The organism is Streptomyces sp. NPDC003035 (genome assembly GCF_042888285.1).
Lineage (GTDB): Bacteria > Actinomycetota > Actinomycetes > Streptomycetales > Streptomycetaceae > Streptomyces.
Map to the genome: position 1 here is coordinate 440,848 of NZ_JBIAPJ010000006.1, position 22,678 is coordinate 463,525.

At 69.9% G+C, this 22,678-nt stretch carries 17 protein-coding genes, 1 tRNA gene and 1 riboswitch; of the genes, 8 read left to right on the top strand and 10 right to left on the bottom strand.

All coding sequences use genetic code 11. The annotated features are described in order from the left end of the window. Positions 1-15: 15 nt before the first annotated feature. From ACFYV5_RS21850 to ACFYV5_RS21870, 5 genes are all read left to right on the top strand, one after another. Positions 16-4,779 (top strand): DEAD/DEAH box helicase family protein, encoded by a 4,764-nt coding sequence (locus ACFYV5_RS21850; RefSeq protein WP_389170838.1) that lies wholly within the window; start codon positions 16-18, stop codon positions 4,777-4,779. Beyond that, complete coding sequence (locus ACFYV5_RS21855; protein WP_389170841.1) at positions 4,776-6,677, top strand: UvrD-helicase domain-containing protein; 1,902 nt, start codon at positions 4,776-4,778, stop codon at positions 6,675-6,677. Before ACFYV5_RS21850 ends, ACFYV5_RS21855 begins: the two co-directional genes overlap by 4 nt. Then, entirely contained in the window at positions 6,674-9,931 is a 3,258-nt protein-coding gene (locus tag ACFYV5_RS21860) for a helicase-related protein (protein ID WP_389170844.1), read from the top strand. Before ACFYV5_RS21855 ends, ACFYV5_RS21860 begins: the two co-directional genes overlap by 4 nt. Beyond that, a complete protein-coding gene (gene drmB / locus ACFYV5_RS21865) occupies positions 9,928-11,790 on the top strand; it encodes a DrmB family protein (RefSeq protein ID WP_389170847.1) in 1,863 nt (620 codons plus the stop codon). The genes ACFYV5_RS21860 and drmB overlap by 4 nt, the downstream gene beginning before the upstream one ends. 110 nt (positions 11,791-11,900) lie before the next feature. Further along, a complete protein-coding gene (locus ACFYV5_RS21870; protein ID WP_389170849.1) occupies positions 11,901-12,218 on the top strand; it encodes a hypothetical protein in 318 nt (105 codons plus the stop codon). Positions 12,219-12,289: 71 nt separating this feature from the next. On the opposite strand, the gene ACFYV5_RS21875 is transcribed toward ACFYV5_RS21870, so the two are convergent. The 4 genes from ACFYV5_RS21875 to ACFYV5_RS21890 all read right to left on the bottom strand — a co-directional run bounded on the left by ACFYV5_RS21875 (position 12,290) and on the right by ACFYV5_RS21890 (position 16,264). Further along, positions 12,290-13,591 carry a DUF445 domain-containing protein gene (locus tag ACFYV5_RS21875; RefSeq protein ID WP_389170852.1) on the bottom strand — a complete coding sequence of 434 codons (1,302 nt, stop codon included), beginning with the start codon at positions 13,589-13,591 and terminating at the stop codon, positions 12,290-12,292. A 17-nt stretch (positions 13,592-13,608) separates the two neighbouring features. Next, positions 13,609-14,610, bottom strand: a complete 1,002-nt coding sequence (locus ACFYV5_RS21880) for an ATP-binding cassette domain-containing protein (protein ID WP_389170855.1) — start codon at positions 14,608-14,610, stop codon at positions 13,609-13,611. A gap of 3 nt (positions 14,611-14,613) precedes the next feature. Further along, positions 14,614-15,390: an ABC transporter permease gene (locus ACFYV5_RS21885; protein ID WP_389171117.1), complete on the bottom strand. Its 777-nt coding sequence runs from the start codon at positions 15,388-15,390 to the stop codon at positions 14,614-14,616. 73 nt (positions 15,391-15,463) lie between these two features. Then, positions 15,464-16,264, bottom strand: coding sequence for an ABC-2 family transporter protein (locus ACFYV5_RS21890; protein WP_355112590.1), 801 nt, complete (start codon positions 16,262-16,264; stop codon positions 15,464-15,466). A gap of 168 nt (positions 16,265-16,432) precedes the next feature. Here ACFYV5_RS21890 and ACFYV5_RS21895 point away from each other — a divergent pair, with 168 nt between their 5' ends. Then, on the top strand, positions 16,433-18,742 hold the full coding sequence (locus ACFYV5_RS21895; protein WP_389170858.1) for a transglycosylase domain-containing protein: 2,310 nt from the start codon (positions 16,433-16,435) through the stop codon (positions 18,740-18,742). On the opposite strand, the gene ACFYV5_RS21900 is transcribed toward ACFYV5_RS21895, so the two are convergent. The 3 genes from ACFYV5_RS21900 to ACFYV5_RS21910 form a co-directional block, all read right to left on the bottom strand. Then, positions 18,739-19,059: a DMT family transporter gene (locus ACFYV5_RS21900; RefSeq protein WP_389170861.1), complete on the bottom strand. Its 321-nt coding sequence runs from the start codon at positions 19,057-19,059 to the stop codon at positions 18,739-18,741. The two genes, ACFYV5_RS21895 and ACFYV5_RS21900, sit on opposite strands and share 4 nt — an antisense overlap. 33 nt (positions 19,060-19,092) lie before the next feature. Next, positions 19,093-19,174, bottom strand: a riboswitch (guanidine-III (ykkC-III) riboswitch). A gap of 60 nt (positions 19,175-19,234) precedes the next feature. After that, the gene (locus ACFYV5_RS21905; protein ID WP_137989112.1) at positions 19,235-19,573 is read right to left on the bottom strand and encodes a co-chaperone GroES; all 339 of its coding nucleotides are present in this window, start codon (positions 19,571-19,573) and stop codon (positions 19,235-19,237) included. A 46-nt stretch (positions 19,574-19,619) separates the two neighbouring features. Next, a complete protein-coding gene (locus tag ACFYV5_RS21910; RefSeq protein ID WP_355112374.1) occupies positions 19,620-19,940 on the bottom strand; it encodes a DUF3618 domain-containing protein in 321 nt (106 codons plus the stop codon). Between the two features lie 121 nt (positions 19,941-20,061). Here ACFYV5_RS21910 and bcp point away from each other — a divergent pair, with 121 nt between their 5' ends. Both bcp and ACFYV5_RS21920 read left to right on the top strand, forming a co-directional pair. After that, a complete protein-coding gene (gene bcp / locus ACFYV5_RS21915; protein WP_355112376.1) occupies positions 20,062-20,529 on the top strand; it encodes a thioredoxin-dependent thiol peroxidase in 468 nt (155 codons plus the stop codon). A gap of 172 nt (positions 20,530-20,701) precedes the next feature. Continuing rightward, a tRNA-Leu gene (locus ACFYV5_RS21920) sits at positions 20,702-20,784 on the top strand. Positions 20,785-20,838: 54 nt separating this feature from the next. On the opposite strand, the gene rdgB is transcribed toward ACFYV5_RS21920, so the two are convergent. From rdgB to rph, 3 genes are all read right to left on the bottom strand, one after another. Then, on the bottom strand, positions 20,839-21,441 hold the full coding sequence (rdgB, locus tag ACFYV5_RS21925; protein ID WP_389170866.1) for an RdgB/HAM1 family non-canonical purine NTP pyrophosphatase: 603 nt from the start codon (positions 21,439-21,441) through the stop codon (positions 20,839-20,841). Between the two features lie 20 nt (positions 21,442-21,461). Next, complete coding sequence (locus tag ACFYV5_RS21930; protein ID WP_355112380.1) at positions 21,462-21,839, bottom strand: hypothetical protein; 378 nt, start codon at positions 21,837-21,839, stop codon at positions 21,462-21,464. 93 nt (positions 21,840-21,932) lie between these two features. After that, entirely contained in the window at positions 21,933-22,664 is a 732-nt protein-coding gene (gene rph, locus ACFYV5_RS21935; RefSeq protein WP_355112382.1) for a ribonuclease PH, read from the bottom strand. Positions 22,665-22,678 lie beyond the last annotated feature (14 nt).

Consider the following 22,678-nt stretch of genomic DNA (forward strand, 5'->3'; position numbering starts at 1 on the left):
AGGAGCGCAGCAGCAGTGTCGTCCTCGTCCTCCCCTGTGATCGAAACCGTTCTCGAACAGTCCGCCCGTGTCCTCCAGACGTATGCCGTGGACCCTGGCCTGGTGGCCGAGCACGCCAATGGCGAGCGCCGGATCACGCAGGGCGGATACGGCGATCGCCAGCTTTTCGAACTCGTCCAGAATGCGGCCGACGAAATCGCGGAACACCCCGGTGGCGGCATCTACGTGGTCCTGACCGAAACGCATTTGTACTGCGCGAACGAGGGCAATCCGGTAACCCCCGAGGGCGCGGAGACAATTCTCCGGATGAGCATGTCGAAGAAGCGCGGTGGCCAGATCGGTCGATTCGGGGTGGGTGTGAAATCGGTCCTCGTGGTGACCGACACTCCAGAATTCTTCAGCAGCACCGGGAGTTTCGGGTTCAACCGTGCCTGGTCCTACGAGCAGATCAAGTCCGTGCCCGGTGTGACGGCGCGCTACGGCCCGGAGTTCGACGCTCCGGTACTGCGGATGGCCCGCCCGCTCGACGTGCAGGCCGAACGCGCTTCCGACGGCGTTCTGAACGAGTTGCTGACGTGGGCGACCACCGTCGTTCGCCTGCCCCTGCTCCCGAAGGCCGACGACCGACTGGGCCGGGACATGCACGGCGGTCGCGCCAAGGAACACGGCGAGCCCCGCGAAGAGTTCCCTGTCGGCTTCCAGCTCTTCTCGCCGCACGTCGCGAAGGTCGTGCTGGAGGACCGCCGGCCTCGACCTGTGGCCCGCCGCGTCCTGACCACCCGGCAGGCCGGGGATCTGCACACCGTGGTCGAGGAGCGCACCGGCAGAGCGGCCACCACCGAGCGGTGGCGCGTCTTCACGACCACGCACGAGCCCGGTCCCGCAGCCCGCGCGGACGCCGGAGAGCTCCACGACCGGCTCCAACTGGACCTCTCCTGGGGTGTCCCCGCCCTGGAGAGGGATCCGGAGAGCAGCCTGTACGTCAGCCCGCGCTCGCGCGGTCGCGGCAGGTTCTGGTCCTTCTTCCCCACCAAGTACGAGATGTCGCTGAGCGGCATCCTCAACGGCGCGTGGAAGACCAACGAGGACCGGCAGAACCTGCTCGACTCCTCGCCGTTCAACCAGGAGATGATCCGAAAGTCGGCACAGCTGGTCGTCGACTCCCTTCCCGCCCTGGCGCCCGCCGAGGACCCGGCCGCCTACCTCCCGCTGCTCCCCGGCCGCGTCAAGGAGGCCATCAGCTGGGCCGACGAGTTCCTGACCCGGGAGATCTGGGCCCGCGCCGCGGCCTGTCCGTCGCTGCCCGACCAGGACGGCGTCCTGCGCGTGCCGACGGCCCTTCGGATCCACCCGCGGCTCGACAAGGACCTGAAGAAGCTGTCCGCTTGGCTGCGGATGTGGCACGAGTGTCCCGAGCGCCCCTCGAACTGGCTGCACCCGAGCGTCGAGGCCGATTCTCTGCGCTCCGGAAAGGTCGAGCACATCATCGGCACGGCCGGGCACGGCCGTGCCGAGGTCCGCGAGTGGCTGGAGGCCCTGGTCGAGAGCGGCACTCCTCAGGCGTCGGCCGCGGCCGTCCGCATCCTCGCCGACATGATCGAGCACGGCTCCCCGCACGCCGACGAGGCGCGCAAGGCCCGCGTCGTACTGACCGAGGAGCATGGTCTCATCGCCCCCGTACACGGCGCGGTGTTCCGCCGTGCCGATCAGGGGGGGCTGCGCGAGTCCCTGGTGTACGTCGTCGACGAACTGGCCCAGGACCTCTCTCTGGCGCACGCGCTCAATGTCCTGGGCATCCGGGAGGCCGATGCCGAGGGCAGGTTCAGCAGCGTGCTCGACCAGGGCTTCGACCACTACACCGGCTCGGACTGGGAGCGGTTCTGGGAGCTGTTCCGCCAGGCCGGTGTCCGGCGGCTCGCCCACAAGGTCCTGGAGCGGGTGCCCACGCCGCGCTCGACGCTCCGAGTGCGCACCGCCGACGGGCGGTTCCGACCCGTCGAGGACTGCATGCTGGCGGGGACCGTGGTCGACGCCGAGCGCGACCCCACCGTGGCCGTCGACATGGGATTCCACTCCGACGACACCTTCTTCTTCTCCCAGATCGGCCTACGGGACCGGCCGGCCGGTGGAGTCCAGCCGCATGCCGACGAGGCCTGGTTCGAGGAGTACCGCGCGGCCGTCCACGCGGCATCCCTGCGCAACCTGGACAGCGGCGCCCCGCGCCCCTCACTGAACCGGATGAAGGTCGAGGGCGCCGCGATCGGTGGCCCGCTCCACCTCTTCCGCGCCCTCTCGGAGGAGTCCCGCGCCCGCTTCCTGAAGGCGCTGCCCGACGACGCTGTCGTGGACAACTGGACGCGACAGTTCGGCGCCCAGGCCGGCACGCGGCAGGCGGTGATGTCGCCGATCCGATGGATGCTGCGCAAGTACGGCACGGTCGCCACCTCCCAGGGCCTCAAGCCGCTGGCGGAGGCCGTCGGCCCCCAGCTCGCCGCCTACCGCGACGTACTGCCGGTCGCCGACATCTCCCCCGAGAAGGCTCGAAAGCTACGGCTCCCGACCACTGTCGACGAGGTTCCCGCAGACCGCTGGGACGCGCTCCTCGACGAGGTGTCCCGCAGCGAGGACGACTCCTTCGTCGGCGCCACGTACGTCATGCTCACCCGCTTCGGTGCCGAGTTCCCCGAGGACTCCCTGACACGTTGCCGGATCGGCGACACGTGGGAGACCCGACCCGACGACGAGATCACCCTCGCCGTCAATGCCGCCGAATATCGGGCGCTCCGTGCCGAGCAGTTGCCCGCGCTGCTCGTGCCCACCGCCGAGGACGCCGAGCTGATGGTCGAGAAGTGGGGCATGCTCCGCTACGCCGACGTGATCAGTCGGGAGACCCGCGAGGTGGCCGAGGGGGACCCGGTGCCGCTCGTGGAGCTGTACCCGGCCCTGCGCCAGCGTCTGAACAGCGGAAACCGCAACAGCCTGGTACAGCGCTGCTCCGAGCTGGAGGAGATCACCCGCACGCCCAACGGCACACACGCCGCCCCGCTCGAAGCAGTCAGTCAGAACGGCATCGTCAAGGTTCGCGTCCCGCTGGAACCGGAGCCGATGCTCATCCTGATCGACCACGAACTGGGGCTCGGACTCGGAGCGGCCGGGTGCCGGGCCGTCCTGGAGCACCAGGACCGCATGGCACGGGACAGCGCGATGCAGGCCGCCCAGAAGGCCGTACGCGAGGCCGAGGACGTGGTCGCCAAGATCGAGCTGCTGATCGGGGCGGAGGCGCTGCGTGCCGGGTTGCCCGAAGGCTTGATGGAGGCCGAGCTGCAGGCGACCGACGGCGTGGAGCCGTCCGGGCGCCGGATCGCGCAGATGGCGTTCAACGCGCACGGCGACGGGGTGCTTCAGCAGCACGCACGGGACATCCAGGCTCGCTTCCCCAACGCGCCGGTCGGCTACGCGGGTTCGTCCGCCGCCATCGCCTTCGTCTCGGAACTGAAGCTGCCTGTCTCGTTCGCCGGTTCGAGGACTCCCTCCCCGCCCGCGTTCGAGACGGTCGAGGGCCCTCGGGACTTTCCGAGCCTTCACGACTACCAGGAGGACCTGGTCCGCAACATCTCCACGATGCTCGACCGGCTGGCTCCGCAGCGCGGCATGCTGTCTCTGCCCACCGGCGCGGGCAAGACCAGGATCACCGCCGAGGCCGTGATCCGTTGGGTCAAGCGGTTCGGTGACCTCAGGGGTCCGCTCCTGTGGATCGCACAGACCGAGGAGCTGTGCGAACAGGCCGTCCAGAGCTGGAAGTTCGTCTGGAACAAGGTCGGCGCGGAGCGGCCGCTCACCATCAGCCGGCTGTGGAGCAGCAACGAGGTCGGAAACGTCGTCGACCACCCCCACCTGGTGGTCGCGACCGATGCGAAGCTGGAGCGGTGCCTGGGCACCGACCAGTACGCCTGGCTGCGACAGGCCACGCTGGTGATCGTGGACGAGGCGCACACCGCCATCTCCAAGCGATACACCGAGATCCTGGGACGGTTGGGACTCACCCAGTACGAGACCGGGCGGCATCTGCTCGGCCTGACGGCGACCCCGTTCCGCAACACCAACGAGGAGGAGACGCGCCGGCTGGTCAACCGCTTCGGCAACCGACGTCTCGACGAGGGTGTCTTCCCGTCCGGGGACCCGTATCGGGACCTGCAGGACTGGGGGATGCTCGCCCAGGTCGAGCACCGCACCCTGCAGGGCGGCAAGATCGAGCTGACCCGGGACGAGAGGACCCACGCCGACCGCATGGCGATGCTCTCTCGCTCCGCCGAGCAGCGGCTCGCCGACGACCACGAGCGAAGCCGTCGCATCGTCGACGAGGTGGCCGCTCTGCCTGCGGACTGGCCGACGCTGCTCTTCGCCACCTCTGTGGATCACGCGAAGTACCTGACGGCCATGCTCAACGACCACGGCATCCGATCCGCGGCCGTCGACTCGACCACCAGCGCCCAGGACCGTCGCACCCGTATCGAGAATTTCCGAAACGGCCGCATCCGTGTGCTCACCAATTACGGTGTTCTCACTCAGGGCTTCGACGCGCCGGCCACCCGCGCCGTCGTCGTGGCCAGGCCGGTCTACAGCACCAACGTGTACCAGCAGATGATCGGTCGCGGCTTGCGCGGACCCCGGAACGGCGGCAAGGACAGCTGCCTCATCCTCAACGTCAGCGACAACATCGAGAACTTCGACACCAAGCTCGCCTTCACCCAGTTCGAGCACCTCTGGAGCCGTTCGTGACCGACGCCTACCTCGACAGTCCTCCGCTCACCGAGGAGCAGCGGGCCGTTGTGGAGCAGCCTTGGGACGCCCGCGTCCTGGTGACCGCCGGCGCGGGGGCCGGCAAGACCCACACGCTGGTGCGCCGCCTCGACGCGCTGTGCGGGCACGAGGACCCCGAGGAGGCGTTGGCGGCCTCCGAGATTCTGGTGCTCACCTTCTCCCGGGCGGCGGCTCGGGAGCTGCGGGAGCGGATCGCCCGGCACGGCGAGCGCGCTCACCGGGTGCGGGCGCAGACCTTCGACGCCTGGGCCTACGGCGTGCTGCGGCAGGCGTACCCGGACCACGACTGGACTGCGGCCTCCTTCCTGGAGCGGATCGAGGCCGCCGCCCGCGCGGTCGAGAAGGGGGCGCTGGAGGCGGGCGATGCCGTGCCTCCCACGCACGTGGTCATCGACGAGGTGCAGGACCTGCTGGGCGACCGTCGGGATCTCGTGGAGGCACTGCTCGATCGCTATCAGTCGAGCTGCGGCTTCACCGTGGTCGGTGACGCCGCGCAGTCCGTCTACGGGTTCCAGATCACGGACTTCAGCGAACGCGCCGACGAGACCGGCCGGTTCTTCGACTGGCTGCGAGCCTCGTACCCGGACGACCTGGTCGAACTTCGCCTCACCAAGAACTTCCGAGCGTCCACCCCGGAGGCCCGGATCGCGCTGGCACACGGGCAGCGCCTCCAGAACGTCACTGATGCCGACGAGGCCGCGGCCCTCTACGAAGAGATGCGCGAGCTGCTCCTGGATCCGGCGAACGGGATGGGAGCCCTCACCGCCCCGTTCACCCTCGACGGACTGCGCGACTTTCCCGACACCTGCGCGATTCTCACCCGTGACAACCGGCAGGCCCTCGTCGTCTCCGAGCTGCTCCACGAGCGCGGGGTGGAGCATCGGCTGCGGCGCCCGCTGGAGGACCGCCCGGTCCCGTACTGGGTGGCCGAGCTGTTGCGCCGCACCGAGTCCGCGACGCTCTCCGAGGACCGGTTCCGGTCGCTGTTCGCGGAGATACCTCTGCCGTACGAGCCGGCCCCGGATGCGGTGTGGACCGCGCTGCGCCGGGCCGCCCGAGGCCCGGGGCGAGGCGTCCTCGACCTGGACCGGCTGCGCCGCCTGGTCGCCGACGGCCGCTTCCCGGACGAACTGGCCGATCCCGAGACGGCACGCATCATGGTCTCCACGGTCCACCGGGCGAAGGGGTTGGAGTTCGACCGGGTGATCGTCCTCGCCCCGCCGACCGTCGCCGAGTTGCAGAAGCAGTTCAAAGAGGAACTGGATCTCCCAGCCGAGGCCCGGGCCCTGTATGTGGCCCTGACGCGCGCCCGTCAGGACCTGTATCACACGGACCGGCCCGATCTGCCGATCTTCAGGCGGGCCGGTGGCAGGAAGAACGGCCGCAGGTTCCTGGGCGGCTGGAGGCAGTACGACCGCTATGGGATCGTCGGCGAGTCCGGTGACGTGTGCGCGGACAACCCTCCCGGTCACGAGACCGACGCCGTGGCGATCCAGACCTACCTTCTGCAACGCGTCGCCCCCGGCCACGAGGTGGTGCTGCGCAGGCGGCACGACCTGCCGCTGGGCGAGGCGCAGAGCCCGCCGTACGCCATCCTGCACAGCGGGCGGGAGATCGGTGAGGTCTCGGAGCGGTTCCGGCAGGAGCTGTTCCAGGTACAGAAGGTGAACCGCACGTGGGACCCCTGGTGGCCCGACGAGATCCACGGGCTACGGGTGGACACCCTGGAGGCCGTCGCGGGCAGCACTGCCGCCGGCGCCAATGCCGGCCTCGGTGACCGGGGTGTCTGGATCGCGCCCCGCATCACCGGAATCGGAAGGTACCGACGGGCGGACGACGAGGAGCAGCGCGCATGAACGACACGGAGAACCGACACGCCGAGCACTACCGGGTCCGGGACGAGGAGCTGCTGCTCGGCCTTCGCCGCGAGCTTCTCGGCCCTGCCCCGGACGCCTCACCGGAGGACCGAGCGGAAGTCCTCTCCCGGGACGCCCCGATCGACCGCTACCTGACCGGTGTCCTCTACCCGAGGTCGGCGGACGACGAGGCCGAGCAGAGAATGCTCGAGGACGAGGCGGAGCACGATGGTCCGGACCTGACCCCGCTGCGTACCCGGGACAACACGGAGGAGTCCGGAACCGCGCAGGAGGTCGGATCCGCCAGGGCTCGCCGGCCCTCCTCCATGGGGCTCACCTTCGCGATCGACCCGACCATAAGCGACTCCGTCGTGGTCCGTGCGCGGGCCGCCGCCTACCGGCCCATGGACGCGGACGGCAATCCTGTCCCCGCCCGCCGCGCCGAGGCCCGCACCACCTCCGATCAGCAGGAGCATTGGCGGCGCGAGGAACTGACGCTGCCCGACACCCCTGTGGACGTCACCACGCCTGCCCCCGACCTGCGGTTCGAGTTGGCCGACGGAGTCGCGCTGCGCGTCAACGTCCGGCGCCCCGACGCGAGGCTGGGCACGGTGACCGTCACGGTGACCCTGGTCAACACGCACAAGGTCGGCGAGCGGGAGCTGCAGGACGCGTTCTCCCTGTTCCAGTGCGGCCTCGTCGTCCGCGCGGCCGACGGCTCCAGCGCCTTCGTCGAGCGTCCCGCCCCCGACGTCGCGCACGATCCCGAGGTCGCCACCAGCCGCCTGCTGCACCGCCACGCCCCCACCTTCGCCGTCGGGCACGGCTGCGCCGCCGAATGGGACTGGACGCCGCCCCCGATCGGCATGTCGGACTCCGTATGGGCCGGTGTGTCCGAGGTGCGGAGCGAGTTCGTGCCCACCGTGGAGGTGCTGCTCACCGACTCCAACCCGGAGATCGACAGCTCCGCCCTGTCCATGCTCGGTCTGGCGGAGCGCCCGGACTCGGAGGTCGTCGCCGCGTTGGAAGCGCTCGCCGCGGGCTACGAACGGTGGATCGACCGGAAGCTGGCCGAGGCCGAGGCCCTGATCGGCAGTCCATACGAAAAGGCCGCCCACGACCAGGTCGACGCCTGCCGCGAGGCGCTGGGCCGGATACGCGAGGGCATCGACCTCCTGCGCACCAAGCCCGACCTGATGCGGGCGTTCCGACTGGCCAACCGGGCCATGGCCGAGCAACGGGCCCGAAGCGCCTGGGTGAAGAACGGCCGCAAGGGCTCCCCCGAGCCCGCCAAGGGCCGCTGGCGCCCGTTCCAGATCGCCTTCGTCCTGCTCTGCCTGGCCGGCATCGACGACCCCCAGCACCGAGACCGCGAGGTCTCCGACCTCCTGTGGTTCCCCACCGGCGGCGGCAAGACGGAGGCGTACCTCGGGCTGATCGCACTCACCTCCTTCCTGCGACGGATCCGACTCCGTGAGAACGGCGGCGGTGTCACCGTCCTGATGCGATACACGCTGCGCCTGCTGACCCTCCAGCAGTTCGAGCGCGCCACGATCCTGCTCTGCGCCATGGAGCGGATTCGTCTCGGCAACCTGTCCGAGCTGGGCCGCGAACCGTTCTCCCTCGGCATGTGGGTCGGTGAATCCGCCACCCCCAACAAGCTGAAGGACGCGAACGACCAGCTGGCAGAACTGCACAAGGACCTCGACAGGCGTCTGGCGACCAAGAATCCGGTCCAGCTGCACGCCTGCCCCTGGTGCGGGACCCGCCTGGACGCCCGCGCGTACGAGGTCGACGAGGACGCCAGGCGCATGTACGTCCGCTGCCCCGGCGCCGGCTGCGACTTCGCGAACGGTCTGCCCGTCCACCTGATCGACGAGGCGGTGTACGACGCCCGGCCGACGCTGGTCATCGCCACCGTCGACAAGTTCGCGTCGATGCCGTGGCGTCCGGCCACCGCCGCCCTGTTCAACCGGGACGATCCGAGCGACCGCACGCCGCCGCCCGAGCTGATCGTCCAGGACGAACTTCACCTCATCTCGGGCCCGTTGGGGACGCTCACCGGTCTCTACGAGACGGCCGTCGACGAGCTCGCCGGTCGCCCGAAGGTGATCGCCTCGACGGCGACCATCCGGCGCGCCGCCGATCAGGGCCGCAGCCTCTTCGACCGCGAGGTCCGCCAGTTCCCACCCGCAGGCCTCGACTCCCGGGACTCCTGGTTCGCCGTGGAGACCCCGCGCGAGGACAAGGCGAGCCGACGTTACGTGGGCCTCCTCGCCCCCGGCACCAGCCAGTCCACCCTGCTCATCCGTACCTACGCGACTCTCCTGCACCGAGCGAAGCAGGCGAAGACCTCGGACGACGTACGGGACGCCTACTGGAGCCTGGTCGGCTACTTCAACAGCCTGCGACTGCTCTCCGCGGCCGAACTCCAGGTCCACGACGACGTGGTGGCATATCTGGAACTGCTGGCCGCACGCGAGGAGACCACCGTGCGTGCCGTCGCCAACTACTCGGAGCTGACCAGTCGCATCGACGCCAGCGAGATCCCGTCCCGTCTCAAGGGCATCGAGCGGGCACTCCCCGACCCGGACGTCGTCGATGTCCTCCTGGCCACCAACATGATCGCCGTCGGCGTCGACGTGGACCGGCTCGGCCTCATGGCTGTGATGGGCCAGCCGCAGACCACCGCCGAGTACATCCAGGCAACCAGTCGCGTCGGCCGCGCCCACCCCGGTCTGGTAGCCGTGATGCTCAACGCGACCCGCTCACGCGACCGCTCCCACTACGAGAACTTCCTCCACTTCCACTCCGCGCTGTACCGCGAGGTCGAGTCGACCTCCGTCACCCCCTTCTCCGCCCGCGCCCGCGAACGCGGACTGCACGCGGTGATCGTCGCTCTGACCCGGATCATGATCCCGGAGGCTCGGCCCAACGAGGCGGCGGGCATGGTGGAGTCGTACGAGCATCGCATCCGCGACGAGATCAAGCCCGTACTCCTCGGCCGAGTACGCGCCGTCACTCCCGAGGAGACCGACGCCGTCTCCCGCGCCTTCGACGAGTTCCTCGACTGGTGGTGCGACGAGGCCGACATCCACAACGGCTTGCTCTTCGAACCGAGGAAGGGCAGGCGCACCCCCTCGCTTCTGCAGCCGTACGACGATGAGGCCGAGAACGCCGAGGCATGGCCCACCCTGTGGAGCCTGCGCGACGTCGACGCCGAGTCCGCCCTGTTCATGGAGGCCACCCGATGACCCCGCCCCCCGCGCGCCGTCGCCGTTCCGGCTCGAACGGCCCGGCGCCCGCCCACAACCTCCCGCGTCGCGGCGCGGTCCGTCGTGCCCAGGCGATCACCACGTACGGGGTCGGTTCACTGATCGCGGTCGACCACGAGTCCTTCGTCGTCTCCGGCCTGGACGGGGCCGAAGACCACTGGAGCACGGACGAGGCGCCGCGCATCCACGAACGTCGACTCGCTCGCATTTTGAAAGTCGAGCACTTTCGGCTGCCGCCCGCGTCCGACGAGCACAGCAAGGACGGCATCCGGGTCCGTCGCTTCCCCCTCATGCACTCCTGCCCCGAGTGCGACGAGTTGCGCCGCCATCGCGACTTCAACCCGCCGCCCGGCAAAAGCCTCTGCGGAACCTGTGAGGCCGACCTGGTCCCCTCCCGCTTCGTCATCGCCTGCGAGGCCGGCCACCTCGATGAGTTTCCGTACTGGCACTGGGTTCACCGCGCCACAGGGCGCGGCACGACGACCGCCGGCCAATGCGGCGGCACGCTCAGGCTGCGCACCTCCGGCCTCAGTTCCTCGCTCCGCTCGATCCTCGTGTCGTGCAGCTGCGGAGTGCCCGAGGTGTCGATGGAGGGTTCCTTCCGCAGGAGCGCACTCAAGGACCTCGGTCTGCGTTGCCGGGGCACCCGTCCGTGGCTCGGGACCTCCGTGCCGGCGGAGTCCTGCAGCCGCACCCCACGTACCCTCCAGCGTGGTTCCTCCGCCGTCTGGCAGCCGGTGCTGAAGTCCGCGCTGTCCATCCCGCCGTGGAGCGACGGTCGCGCGGATCCACTTGCTCCGTACTGGAGCCGACTGCGCGATCTCACGGACCGGTCCGAGGTCGCGATCAGTCTCAAGGTTCTTTTCGGCGACGAGTGCCCTGTCTCCGTCGACGAGGTGATGGAGCTGCTCGCCGCTGAGCAGGAGGAGGACGCCACCGAGAGCGAGGAACGCACCTTCGACCACCACTATCGGGCTTTGCGCAACAAGGAGTACGAACGTCTGCGGGCCGGCAACGACGAGCGCGAGCGTTCACGCGACGAGCAGTTCATCTGCGAGACCCCGCTCGGCGACCCGACCGCTCTCGACGGCCTCGGGATCACCGGGCCCATGCAGGTCAAGAAACTTCGCGAGGTCCGCGCGCTCAAGGCGTTCACCCGGCTCGCCGAACCCGACTCCGTCGCCGACGGCAACGAGGCGGCGCTCTCCTCGGAAGTTCTGAACTGGCTGCCCGCCATGGAGGTTCGGGGCGAGGGCGTCTTTCTCCGGCTGGCCGAAGACCGTCTCGCCGCCTGGGAAGAAGCCCCCGCCGTGGTCGCGCGCGCCGAGCGCATCCACACCGCACACCGCCGCATGATGGAGCAGAGGGCTTCCGACCCCACCCAGGTCCAGGTCTCTCCCGCCACCCCCCGCATGGTCCTGCTGCACACCCTGGCCCACGTGCTGATCAACGAGTGGAGCCTGGACGCCGGCTACCCGGCCGCGGCCCTCCGCGAACGCCTCTACGCCGACGAGGAAATGGCCGGCCTGCTCGTCTACACCGCCACCAGCGACTCCGCGGGAAGTCTCGGCGGCCTGGTCGCTCAGGGCGAGCCCGAGAGGCTGGCGAGCGCGATCCCCTCGGCGATCCGCCGAGCCTCCTGGTGCTCCGCCGATCCCTTGTGCATCGAGACCGAGGCCTCCGGCACCGGCGGAACGAACCTCGCCGCCTGCCACGCCTGCGTGATGCTCCCGGAGACCAGCTGCGAGCACAACAACACCCTGCTCGACCGCGCACTGCTCGTCGGCACCCCGGAAGATCCTCATTTGGGCTTCTTCTCGGACATTCTGGCTCACTGAGACGTGACGCCGCCCGGGCCGCAAGCGCGGCCTCCGTGTGCCGTGGTGACCCCGAGAGCTGACGTTAGGCTCGTAGATCGAGACCCTCACCCATGAGAAAGGCGCCCCTCATGCCCCGCATCCCCTCCCCCGCCATAGCCGCCGCCGGCCTCGTCGGCGGGTACGCCGTCGCCCGGTGGACCAAGAGGCGGCCCCTCGGGGGTGTGGTGCTCGCCGGGGCCGGGGGGCTTGCCGTGCGGGAGTGGCGGCAGGAGGTTGGGGGCAAGGCTGCCGCTGGGCTCACCGCCGCGTACGTCGCCGCGTTCGCCGGGTCGCATCCGCTCGCCAAGAAGGTGGGGGCCTGGCCCGCCGTGTTCACCGTCGCCGGGGCCATGGCCGGAACCTCCTGGGCCGTCACCCGGAACGCCGTCACCCGGAACAAGGGCTGAACGCTCCGCCCTTCCCGTACGTACTCCCCAGTGCCCTCCCATGAGCGCTGGGCGGGTGGGCCCCCTACCCCCTACCCGCCCAGCGCGTGGCTCACCGTGTAGATCAGCAGGCCCGCCAGCGCGCCCACCACCGTGCCGTTGATGCGGATGAACTGGAGGTCGCGGCCGATGTTCGCCTCGATCTTCTTCGACGTCTGGTCCGCGTCCCAGCCCGCCACCGTGTCGCTGATCAGCGACGTGATCTCGTTCCGGTACGTCGTCACCACGTACGCCGCCGCGTCCTCCACCCACCCCTCGACCTTCGACTGCAGACGGCCGTCCGTCACCAGCCTGCCGCCCAGCGAGATCAGCGAGGCCCGCGCCCGCAGGCGCAGCTGGCTGCGGTCGTCCTCCGCCGCCGCGATGATCATGCCGCGTACGGACGACCAGGCCGAGGCGATGATGTCCTGGACCTCCGGGCGCGCCAGCAGGTCCGCCTTCAGGCGTTCCACCCGCGCCCGGGTGTCCGTGTCCGCCTGGAGGTCGGCCGCGAAGTCCGTCAGGAAGCGGTCGATCGCGCCCCGCGCCGGGTGCGCCGGCATGTCCCGCATCTCCGTGACGAAGCGCAGCAGCTCCTTGTAGACCCGCTCGCCCACCCGGCGGTCCACGAAGCGCGGCGTCCAGCCCGGTGCGCCGCCCTGGACCGCGTCCATCACCGAGTCCGCGTGGAAGACCAGCCAGTCGTGCGCCCGCGCGCACACCAGGTCCACCGCCCGGTGGTGCGCCCCGTCGACGACGATCCTCTCCAGCGTCTTGCCGATCCCCGGCGCGATCTCCGCCGCCTCCGCCCGTCGCGTGATCGCCTCACCGACGACCGCCTGCACGTCCGAGTCCCGCAGCACCGTCAGGGCGCCGCGCAACGCCGTGGCCAGCTCCGTCGTCACCCGGTCGGCATGCGCCGGGTCCGCGATCCAGGCGCCGAGACGGCCGGCGATGCCCAGCCCGTGCAGCCGTCCCCGTACGACATCCGCCGACAGGAAGTTCTCGCCGACGAAGGAACCCAGCGTCGCCCCCAACTGGTCCTTCTTCGTCGGGATGATCGCCGTGTGCGGGATCGGCAGCCCCAGCGGGCGGCGGAACAGCGCCGTCACCGCGAACCAGTCCGCCAGCGCGCCCACCATGCCGGCCTCCGCCGCGGCCGCCACATAACCGGCCCACGCGCCGAGCCCTGCGCTCTCCGCCCACGTCGCCAGGGCGTAGATGACCGCCACCACGAGAAGAAGGCCCGTGGCGAGGGCCTTCATACGACGAACCCCGCGGTGCCTCTCGGCATCCGCCGCCGTGTACGAGAACGCCACCAGGGGCCGCTTCGTATCAGTCGTGGTCTCGCTCATCACCCCACCTCCCTACCTCAGTGACTCTCCGCGCGCACCCCGAGTTCCCGATCCGTGGAGCGTTCCCCGCCCCGCTCCCCGTACATCTTGGCGATCACCGCCTCGATGTCCGGTTCCCGCACCGACAGGTCCACCAGCGGATACGCCTCCGCCACCGCCGCCACGAGCGGCGCCGCCGACGCCGAGGCCGGGAAGGCCAGCACCTGCCGCGGACCCTCCCGCCGTACGAAACGCGCCCCCGCCACCTCGATCGGCGGCAGCTCCCGCTCCAGGTCCACGACCAGAAGACGCTCGCTCTCCCCCGCCTCGTGCAGGCCCGCCAGCTCGCCGTCGTACATCAGCCGCCCGTGGTCGATCACCATCACCCGCTTGCACAGCTGCTCGATGTCCGTCAGGTCATGCGTCGTCAGCAGCACCGTCGTGCCCCGCGAGGCGTTGAGCTCGCGCAGAAACTCCCGTACCCGCGCCTTCGACACGACATCGAGCCCGATCGTCGGCTCGTCCAGATACAGCACGTCCGGATCGTGCAGCAGCGCCGCCGCGATGTCGCCGCGCATCCGCTGGCCCAGGGACAACTGCCGTACGGGTACGTCGAGCAGGTCGCCCAGCTCAAGCAGATCCACGCACCGGGCGAGATTCGCGGCGAAGCGCTCGTCCGGGATCCGGTACATCCGGTGCATCAGCCGGTACGAGTCCTTCAGCGGCAGGTCCCACCACAGCGTCGTCCGCTGCCCGAACACCACCCCGATCCGCTGCGCGAGCCGCGTCCGCTCCCGCGACGGGTCGATGCCCGCGACCCGCAGCCGGCCGCCGCTCGGGGTGAGGATCCCGGTCAGCATCTTGATCGTGGTCGACTTGCCCGCGCCGTTCGGGCCGATGTAGCCGACCATCTCGCCGCGCTCCACACCGAAGCTGATCCCGTCGACCGCCCGCACGTCCCGCTTCTCCCGCCGCAGGAGCCCCGTCCTCCGGCGCACCGTGAAGACCTTCTCGACGGCGTCCAGCTCAATGAAGGCCATGCCTCAGCTCCCTGTACTTCGGTACGAACGAAGGCCCGCGCGCCACGCGAGGCCGGCCAGCCCGCAACACGCCGCCGCGACCAGCGGCGACCCGAACGCCAACCAGTCCGGCACCCCCGCCGGCGCCTCGCGCCCCAGGATGTACAGCGCCGGCAGCCAGCTCACGAACGCCAACGGCACGACGAACACGACCCCCCGCACCAGATCCTGCGCGAAGATCACCGGCGGGTACTGCAGCAGCGTGTTCCCGCCGTACGTGAACGAGCTGGTCACCTCCGCCGCGTCCTGCGCCCAGAACAGCACCGACGCGCCCGCGACCATCACGGCCGCGAAGATCACCGCGCCGCACACCACCGTCATCGGCAGCAGCAGCACCTTCACCACCGTCCACTCCACGTCCAGGATCAGCAGGGACCAGACCAGCACGAACAGCCCCTGGGCCACCCGGCCCAGCCGCCGCAGCGCGAACTTGTCCGCCGCCACCTGCGCAAGGACCGGCGCCGGCCGCATCAGAAACATGTCGAGCGAGCCGTCCCGCACCCGTTTGCCCATCCGCTGGAGCGAACCCATCGTCAGGTCCGCGATCCCGAAGGCGGTGCCCGCCGTCCCGTACAGGAACGCGACCTCGGCGAAGGAGAAGCCGCCGAGACCCTCCACCTGACCGAACATCAGCAGGATGACGACGAAGTCGAAGAAGGTCACGGTGAAGGAGGTGACCAGCGTCAGCGCGAAGGACGTGCGGTACGTCATCGTCGACCGGACCCACATCCCGGCGACCATCCGGTACGTCCGCCAGGACTCGCCCAGCGCGGAGGACTTCCCGGGCGCGGACCACTCGCCCACCGCGGACGGCTCACCCACCCTGCACCACCACCTTCCGCGTCGCCAGCGACTGCGCCAGCCGCCCCGCCACCAGCAGCACCGCCGCCCAGCCGAACTGGAACGCGTACGCCCCGAACAGCCCCCACCCCTCGTACTTCTCCAGGAACACGTCCGCCGGGATCTGCAGCATCGACGCCCACGGCAGCACCCGCGCCACCTCCCCCAGCACCCCCGGGAAGACGCTCAGCGGCAGCAGCATCCCGGAGAAGAACAGCCCGCCCAGCCACGCCACCTGCACCACCCCCTGACCGTCCATCAGCCAGAACGCGCTCATCGCGACCAGGTACCAGATCGCGAAGCTCACCGTCGCACCGAGCGCGATCGCCAGCAGGAACGCGAGCCAGGTCGACGCCCGCTCGGGCAGCCTGAAGTCGAACGCGAGCGCCCCGACCGCCATGGGGACCACGCCCCGACCGAGCAACTGGTACGCGCTCCGCCCCGCGTTGGCCGAGAACCACCAGGCCTGCAGATCCGCCGGCCGGTACAGGTCCACGGCGATGTCGCCCGTCCTGATCCGCTCGATCAGCTCGTCCTCGAAGCCGCCGCCCATCAGCCCGCAGACCGTGATCAGCGCCTGCCCGATCCACACATAGGCGAGCGCCTCGGCCATGTCGTATCCACCGAGCCGCGGACGCTCGTCCCACAGGGCCATATAGGTGTACGCCAGGATGAACCCGAAGACGGTGTTGGTGAACACCCCCGCCGCCGTCGCCATCCGGTACGTGGCATGGCGCCGGAACCCACCCGCGGCCACCGTCGCGTACAGCCGCAGCATGTCCCGTCCCCTCCCACCTGCCCCGCCTCCCGGCACCAAAGCGCACGACCCTAGCGCCCCGCACTCCGCCACCGCGAGTGGATTTCGAGTCGCATTCCTCAGGTTCTGTCCCGGTGCGTGCAGTATGGGGGAGCCATCCCCTTCATCCGGTACGGGAGCTCCACCATGAGCGACGACCAGCCACACCGGCCCGGCTGGGCGCCCAGGGACCCCACCGTCCCCACCCCACGCCCCAAGCGCCCACGGCGCTCCCGCCCCCGACGCATCCTGCGGGCGCTCCTCGGCACCTTCCTCCTCGGCACCCTGCTGCTCGCCGGCGGCCTCCTCGCCGGCTACCTCCTCGTCGACATCCCGCCCGCCAACTCCGCCGCGACCGCGCAGTCCAACCTGTACCTCTACAAGGACGGCACCCAGATCGCCCGCGACGGCGAGGTCAACCGCGAGAACGTACGGCTCGCACACGTCCCCGCCACCGTCCGGCACGCCGTACTCGCCGCCGAGGACCGCGACTTCTACTCCGAACGGGCCGTCGTCGACCTCAAGGCCATGGTCCGCGCCGCCTGGAACACCCTCACCGGCAAGGGCAGACAGTCCGGCTCCACCATCACCCAGCAGTACGTCAAGAACTACTACCTCGGCCAGGAACAGACCGTCACCCGCAAGGTGAAGGAGTTCTTCATCGCCATCAAGCTCAACCGCGAGAAGAGCAAGGACGAGATCTTCGAGGGCTACCTGAACACCAGCTACTTCGGCCGCAACGCCTACGGCGTCCAGGCCGCCGCCCGCGCCTACTACGGCAAGGACGCCGCACAACTCGACAGCGCCGAGGGCGCGTACCTCGCCTCCCTGCTCAAGGCCCCCAGCGCCTACGACGTCGCCACCCACCCCGAGAACAGGACCAAGGCGCTCGCCCGCTGGAACTACGTCCTCGACGGCATGGTCAAGAAGAAGTGGCTCACCCCCGCCGGCCGGACCGCCGCCACCTTCCCCACCCCGCAGACCGCCCGCCCCGCCACCGGCCTCTCCGGACAGCGCGGCTACCTCGTCCAGGCCGTCGAGGAGTACCTCACCGACAACGGCGTCGTCGACGAGAAGACCCTCGCCGGCGGCGGCTTCCGGATCACCACCACCCTGGAGAAGGCGAAACAGGACGCCCTCGTCACCGCCGTCGAGGACCAGGTGATGTCGAAACTCGACGCCGCACGGAACCCCACCGACCGCTTCGTACGCGTCGGGGGCGCCGCGATCGACCCGGCGACCGGCCGCGTCCTCGCCCTGTACGGCGGCATCGACTACACCCGGCAGTACGTCAACAACGCCACCCGCCGCGACTACCAGGTCGGCTCCACCTTCAAACCCTTCGTCCTCGCGGCGGCGCTCCAGCACGGCTCGCTCACCCAAGAGGGCGAGCAGATCACCCCGAACACGTACTACGACGGCACCGACAAGCGCCCCGTGGAGGGCTGGAGCGGCGAGCCCTACTCCCCCGCCAACGAGGACGACCTGTCGTACGGCGACATCACCGTCCGCACCGCCACCGACAGCTCCGTCAACGCGGTGTACGCCCAGATGGCTGTGGACGTCGGGCCGGTGAAGGTCAAGGAGACCGCCGTCGCCCTCGGCCTGCCCGCGAACACCCCCGACCTCAACGCCTCCCCCTCCATCGCGCTCGGCCCCGCCACCGCGAGCGTCCTCGACATGGCGGAGGCGTACGCCACCCTCGCCAACCACGGCCGCCACGGCACGTACACCCTCGTCGACAAGGTCACCAAGGACGGCCAGGACGTGGCACTGCCGGCCGCCGAAAGCCGGCAGGCGGTGAGCCGCGAGGCCGCCGACACGACGACGGCGGTCCTGCGCAGCGTGGTGGAGTTCGGTACGGGGACGGCGGCGCTGTCCGCGGGCCGGCCGGCGGCGGGCAAGACGGGCACCGCGGAGGACGACAAGGCCGCCTGGTTCGCGGGATACACCCCGGAGCTGGCGACGGTGGTCACGATGATGGGCCAGGACCCGGAGACCGGCGAGCAGAAGCCGCTGTACGGAGCCCTCGGCCTGCCCCGCATCAACGGCGGCGGGGCGCCCGCGGAGATCTGGGGCCAGTTCACGCGGGGCGCGCTGGCGGGGACGGAACCGCGGGAGTTCGAGCTCCAGCTCGGGGAGGGCGTGGAGGAGTCGTGGGACCCGCTGGAACCGCCGCAGCCGGACGCCCCGTACGAGGAGGGGGAGGAGGGGGACGAGACGGAGGGGATGGAAGGGCCGGAGCCGCGGAGAACCCAGCCGCGCCCCCAGACATTCCAGACACCGCAGACATCGCAGGCACCGCAGCGGACGACACGACCCTCGCCACAACAGCCACAACCGGAGCCCCCGGCCACCACCCGAGAAGGAGCGGACGGCAGCACACCACCCTCCGACACCACTCCCCCACCACCACCGCTGACGCCACCGACGCCATCCGCCGACGCGCCGCTCTAGTGCCCCGACGTCGCCTTCAGACCCACCACGGCGACCAGGAGCAGACACACGAAGAAGATCCGCGCGGCGGTCGCCGGCTCACCGAGCACCACCATGCCGAGCACCGCCGCGCCGGCCGCGCCGATGCCGACCCACACGCCGTACGCCGTACCGATGGGCAGCGTCTTGGCGGCATGCGACAGCAGCATCATGGAGGCGACGATCCCGGCGCCCGTGAAGACACTGGGCCAGAGGCGGGTGAACCCGTCGGTGTACTTCATGCCGATCGACCAGCCGACCTCGAGCAGACCAGCGACGATGAGAAGAACCCAAGCCATGACGACAACACCTCCGCGAGACGGATCAACAGGGGTGCGTCGTCTTTGCGTACTACCGCAATGGGCCCGGTACGGCGCGTCTCGTCGGGTGCCTCCAGAGTAGCAAAAGGCATACAAAAGACCTGGTGACACCGGTCACCAGGTCTTTTCGCCGAACGGACGGCCGCACGAACGGCTAGAGGTACAGGCCCGTGGTGTCCTTCGACCCCTCGAACCGGTCCGCGGCCACCGCGTGCAGATCGCGCTCCCGCATCAGCACGTACGCCACGCCCCGCACCTCCACCTCGGCGCGGTCCTCGGGGTCGTACAGAACCCGGTCACCGGTCTCGACCGTACGGACGTTCTGGCCGACCGCGACGACCTCGGCCCAGGCCAGCCGACGGCCGACGGCGGCGGTGGCCGGAATCAGGATGCCGCCGCCCGAACGCCGCTCCCCCTCGGGGGAATCGCTCCGGACCAGCACACGGTCATGAAGCATCCGGATGGGCAGCTTGTCGTGGGTGTTCTCGCTCACGACTCGAACCTACCTGCCCGGGCGTGTCGGCCGTACTCGGGAGGGGTCATCCCCGGCGCTTGCGGGCCGAGACCGCGAGCAGCCCGACGAGGGCCACGGCGACCACGGCCACCGGGAGGACCCGTTCCAGACGCGGCGCACCCTCCTCGTCGGTGAAACGGGCCTTCACATCGGACACGGTCCGGTTGACGGCGACGAACGCTCGTCCGACGGTGTGGTCGACCGTGGAGGCGACCTTCGCCTTCGCGTCGCCGACGATCGTCTTCGGGTGCATCCGAATGCCGATCTCGTCGAGAGTGACGGCGAGCTGCTCGCGCCGGCGGACGATGTCCGCCTCGATCTGCGCAGGGGTCCTGGCGTCCGACACCGCGCTGCCTCCGTAGTCGTAATCGGTCGTTGACGGACAGTCTCTCAGTTTCTCGGTCCCAGGTCTGTCTCAGGCCCCCATTAGGCTCGACCGTGTACGCGTACACACTCCGAGGAGAGCCATGAGCGAGCGACTTCAGCCCGGCGACACCGCCCCCGCCTTCACCCTGCCCGACGCGGACGGCAACGAGATCTCGCTCGCGGACCACAAGGGCCGCAAGGTCATCGTCTACTTCTACCCCGCGGCGCTCACTCCGGGCTGCACCAAGCAGGCCTGCGATTTCACGGACAACCTGGAGCTGCTGGCGGGCGCGGGCTACGACGTCATCGGCGTGTCGCCGGACAAGCCGGAGAAGCTGGCGAAGTTCCGTGAGAAGGAGGACCTGAAGGTGACGCTGGTTGGTGACCCGTCCAAGGAGGTCCTGGAGGCGTACGGCGCGTTCGGCGAGAAGAAGCTGTACGGCAAGACGGTGACGGGCGTTATCCGCTCGACGGTCGTCGTCGACGAGGACGGCAAGGTCGAGCGGGCCCTGTACAACGTGAAGGCGACGGGCCATGTCGCCAAGATCATCAAGGACCTGGGTATCTGAGACCTCTTCTTTTGCCGGCGACTGGCGTGATGACCGCCGCGAGAACCCGGCTGCTGTGCCCCAACTGCCGTGCCATCCCCAGCACTTGGTGCCGGGGAGGCGAGCGCCAGACCTCGTTGCAGCAACAACCGGGCAACCGCGCCGGTCCGCCCGCTAACATGGCAGACGGCTAGCGGCCTTGGCGGAACGGCAGACGCCTCGCATTTAGGGTGCGATGGGAGTAATCCCGTGAGGGTTCGAATCCCTCAGGCCGCACAAACCATGAAATCAAAGGCCCCCGGCTTTTCCGGGGGCCTTTGCCATGCCGCCTCAGCGCAGCAGCTCCCGCACCACCGGCACCAGCGCCCTGAACGCCTTCCCCCGGTGACTGATCGCGTTCTTCTCCTCCGGAGACAGCTGCGCGCACGTGACCTCGTACCCCTCCGGCTGGAGGATCGGGTCGTAGCCGAAGCCGTTCGTGCCCACCGGGGCGTGGCGCAGGGTGCCCCGCAGTCGGCCCTCGACGACGCGTTCCGTGCCGTCCGGGAGGGCCAGGGCCGCCGCGCAGGCGAAGTGGGCTGCGCGGTGGGGGGCGTCGATGTCGGCGAGTTGGGCCAGGAGCAGGTCCAGGTTCGCGCGGTCGTTGCCGTGGGTGCCGGACCAGCGGGCCGAGAAGATGCCGGGGGCGCCGCCGAGGACGTCGACGCAGAGGCCGGAGTCGTCGGCGACGGCCGGGAGGCCGGTGGCCTGGGCGAGGGCGTGGGCCTTGAGGAGGGCGTTCTCGGCGAAGGTGACGCCGGTTTCCTTGACGTCGGGGATCTCCGGGTACGCGTCCGCGCCGACGAGGTCGTGGGTGAGGCCTGCGTCGGCGAGGATCGCGTGGAGTTCGGTGATCTTTCCGGCGTTGCGGGTGGCGAGGATCAGGCGGGTCATGCCCCCCAGTATCTACGGGGTCAGGAGGTGCAGACCTTGCCGATCTCGGCGGCGGCGTCGGTGACCGGCTTGATGTCCGGGGTGGCGTCGCCTTCCTTGACGGCCGTGCGGACGGTTTCGACGCCCTTGCCGAGGTCGTCGACGGCCTTGGAGAGGTCCGCGTTGTCGGTGGTGTCCTTGAGCTTGTCGAGCTCGGTGGAGATGTCGTTCAGGGCCTCGTTGATCTGCGTCGGGTCGCTGGTGGCGCTGGAGGCCGCCTGCTGGAGCTTGTCGACGCTGGTGGCTATCGCTTCGGCGGTCGCGACGCAGTCCATTGCCTTGTCGAGGGCTCCGCAGCCGACGAGGGTGGTGGTGAGTACGGCTGCCGATGCCACGGCGAGTGCGAGACGGCGCTTCAAGACTGGTCCCTCCCAGGGATATGGATGTACGGGCGTACGGTTCTGGCCGTACGCCCGTGTTGAGGAAGACGCCGCGGCGCCCTGCAGAGTTCCTTACAGGGTTCCTTCGAGCGCCTTGCGCTGGATCTCGGCGAGTTCGGCGCAGCCGCCGGAGGCGAGGTCGAGGAGCGCGTTGAGCTCCTTGCGGTCGAAGGGCTCGGCCTCGGCGGTGCCCTGGACCTCGACGAAGCGGCCGTCGCCGGTGCAGACGACGTTCATGTCGGTCTCGGCGCGGACGTCCTCCTCGTAGCAGAGGTCGAGGAGGGGGACGCCGTCGACGATGCCGACGGAGACGGCGGCGACGGTGCCGGTGAGGGGCTTGCGGCCGGCCTTGACGAGCTTCTTGCCCTGGGCCCAGGCGACGGCGTCGGCGAGGGCGACGTAGGCGCCGGTGATCGCGGCGGTGCGGGTGCCGCCGTCGGCCTGGAGGACGTCGCAGTCGAGGACGATGGTGTTCTCGCCGAGGGCCTTGTAGTCGATGACGGCGCGCAGGGAGCGGCCGATGAGGCGGGAGATCTCGTGCGTGCGGCCGCCGATCTTGCCGCGGACGGATTCGCGGTCGCCGCGCGTGTTGGTGGCGCGGGGCAGCATCGAGTATTCGCCGGTGACCCAGCCTTCGCCGCTGCCCTTGCGCCAGCGCGGGACGCCTTCGGTGACGGAGGCGGTGCAGAAGACCTTGGTGTCGCCGAAGGAGATGAGGACGGAGCCCTCGGCGTGCTTGCTCCATCCGCGTTCGATGGTGACGGGGCGGAGCTGTTCGGGGGTACGGCCGTCGATACGAGACATGCCACGAGCGTAGC

Bases quoted from the DNA above. Each gene is read 5' to 3' on its own strand.
- ACFYV5_RS21860 (WP_389170844.1), top strand. From the start codon at position 6,674: ATGAACGACACGGAGAACCGACACGCCGAGCACTACCGGGTCCGGGAC.
- drmB (WP_389170847.1), top strand. From the start codon at position 9,928: ATGACCCCGCCCCCCGCGCGCCGTCGCCGTTCCGGCTCGAACGGCCCG.
- ACFYV5_RS21870 (WP_389170849.1), top strand. From the start codon at position 11,901: ATGCCCCGCATCCCCTCCCCCGCCATAGCCGCCGCCGGCCTCGTCGGC.
- ACFYV5_RS21875 (WP_389170852.1), bottom strand. From the start codon at position 13,591: ATGAGCGAGACCACGACTGATACGAAGCGGCCCCTGGTGGCGTTCTCG.
- ACFYV5_RS21880 (WP_389170855.1), bottom strand. From the start codon at position 14,610: ATGGCCTTCATTGAGCTGGACGCCGTCGAGAAGGTCTTCACGGTGCGC.
- ACFYV5_RS21885 (WP_389171117.1), bottom strand. From the start codon at position 15,390: ATGGTCGCCGGGATGTGGGTCCGGTCGACGATGACGTACCGCACGTCC.
- ACFYV5_RS21895 (WP_389170858.1), top strand. From the start codon at position 16,433: ATGAGCGACGACCAGCCACACCGGCCCGGCTGGGCGCCCAGGGACCCC.
- ACFYV5_RS21900 (WP_389170861.1), bottom strand. From the start codon at position 19,059: ATGGCTTGGGTTCTTCTCATCGTCGCTGGTCTGCTCGAGGTCGGCTGG.
- bcp (WP_355112376.1), top strand. From the start codon at position 20,062: ATGAGCGAGCGACTTCAGCCCGGCGACACCGCCCCCGCCTTCACCCTG.
- rdgB (WP_389170866.1), bottom strand. From the start codon at position 21,441: ATGACCCGCCTGATCCTCGCCACCCGCAACGCCGGAAAGATCACCGAA.
- rph (WP_355112382.1), bottom strand. From the start codon at position 22,664: ATGTCTCGTATCGACGGCCGTACCCCCGAACAGCTCCGCCCCGTCACC.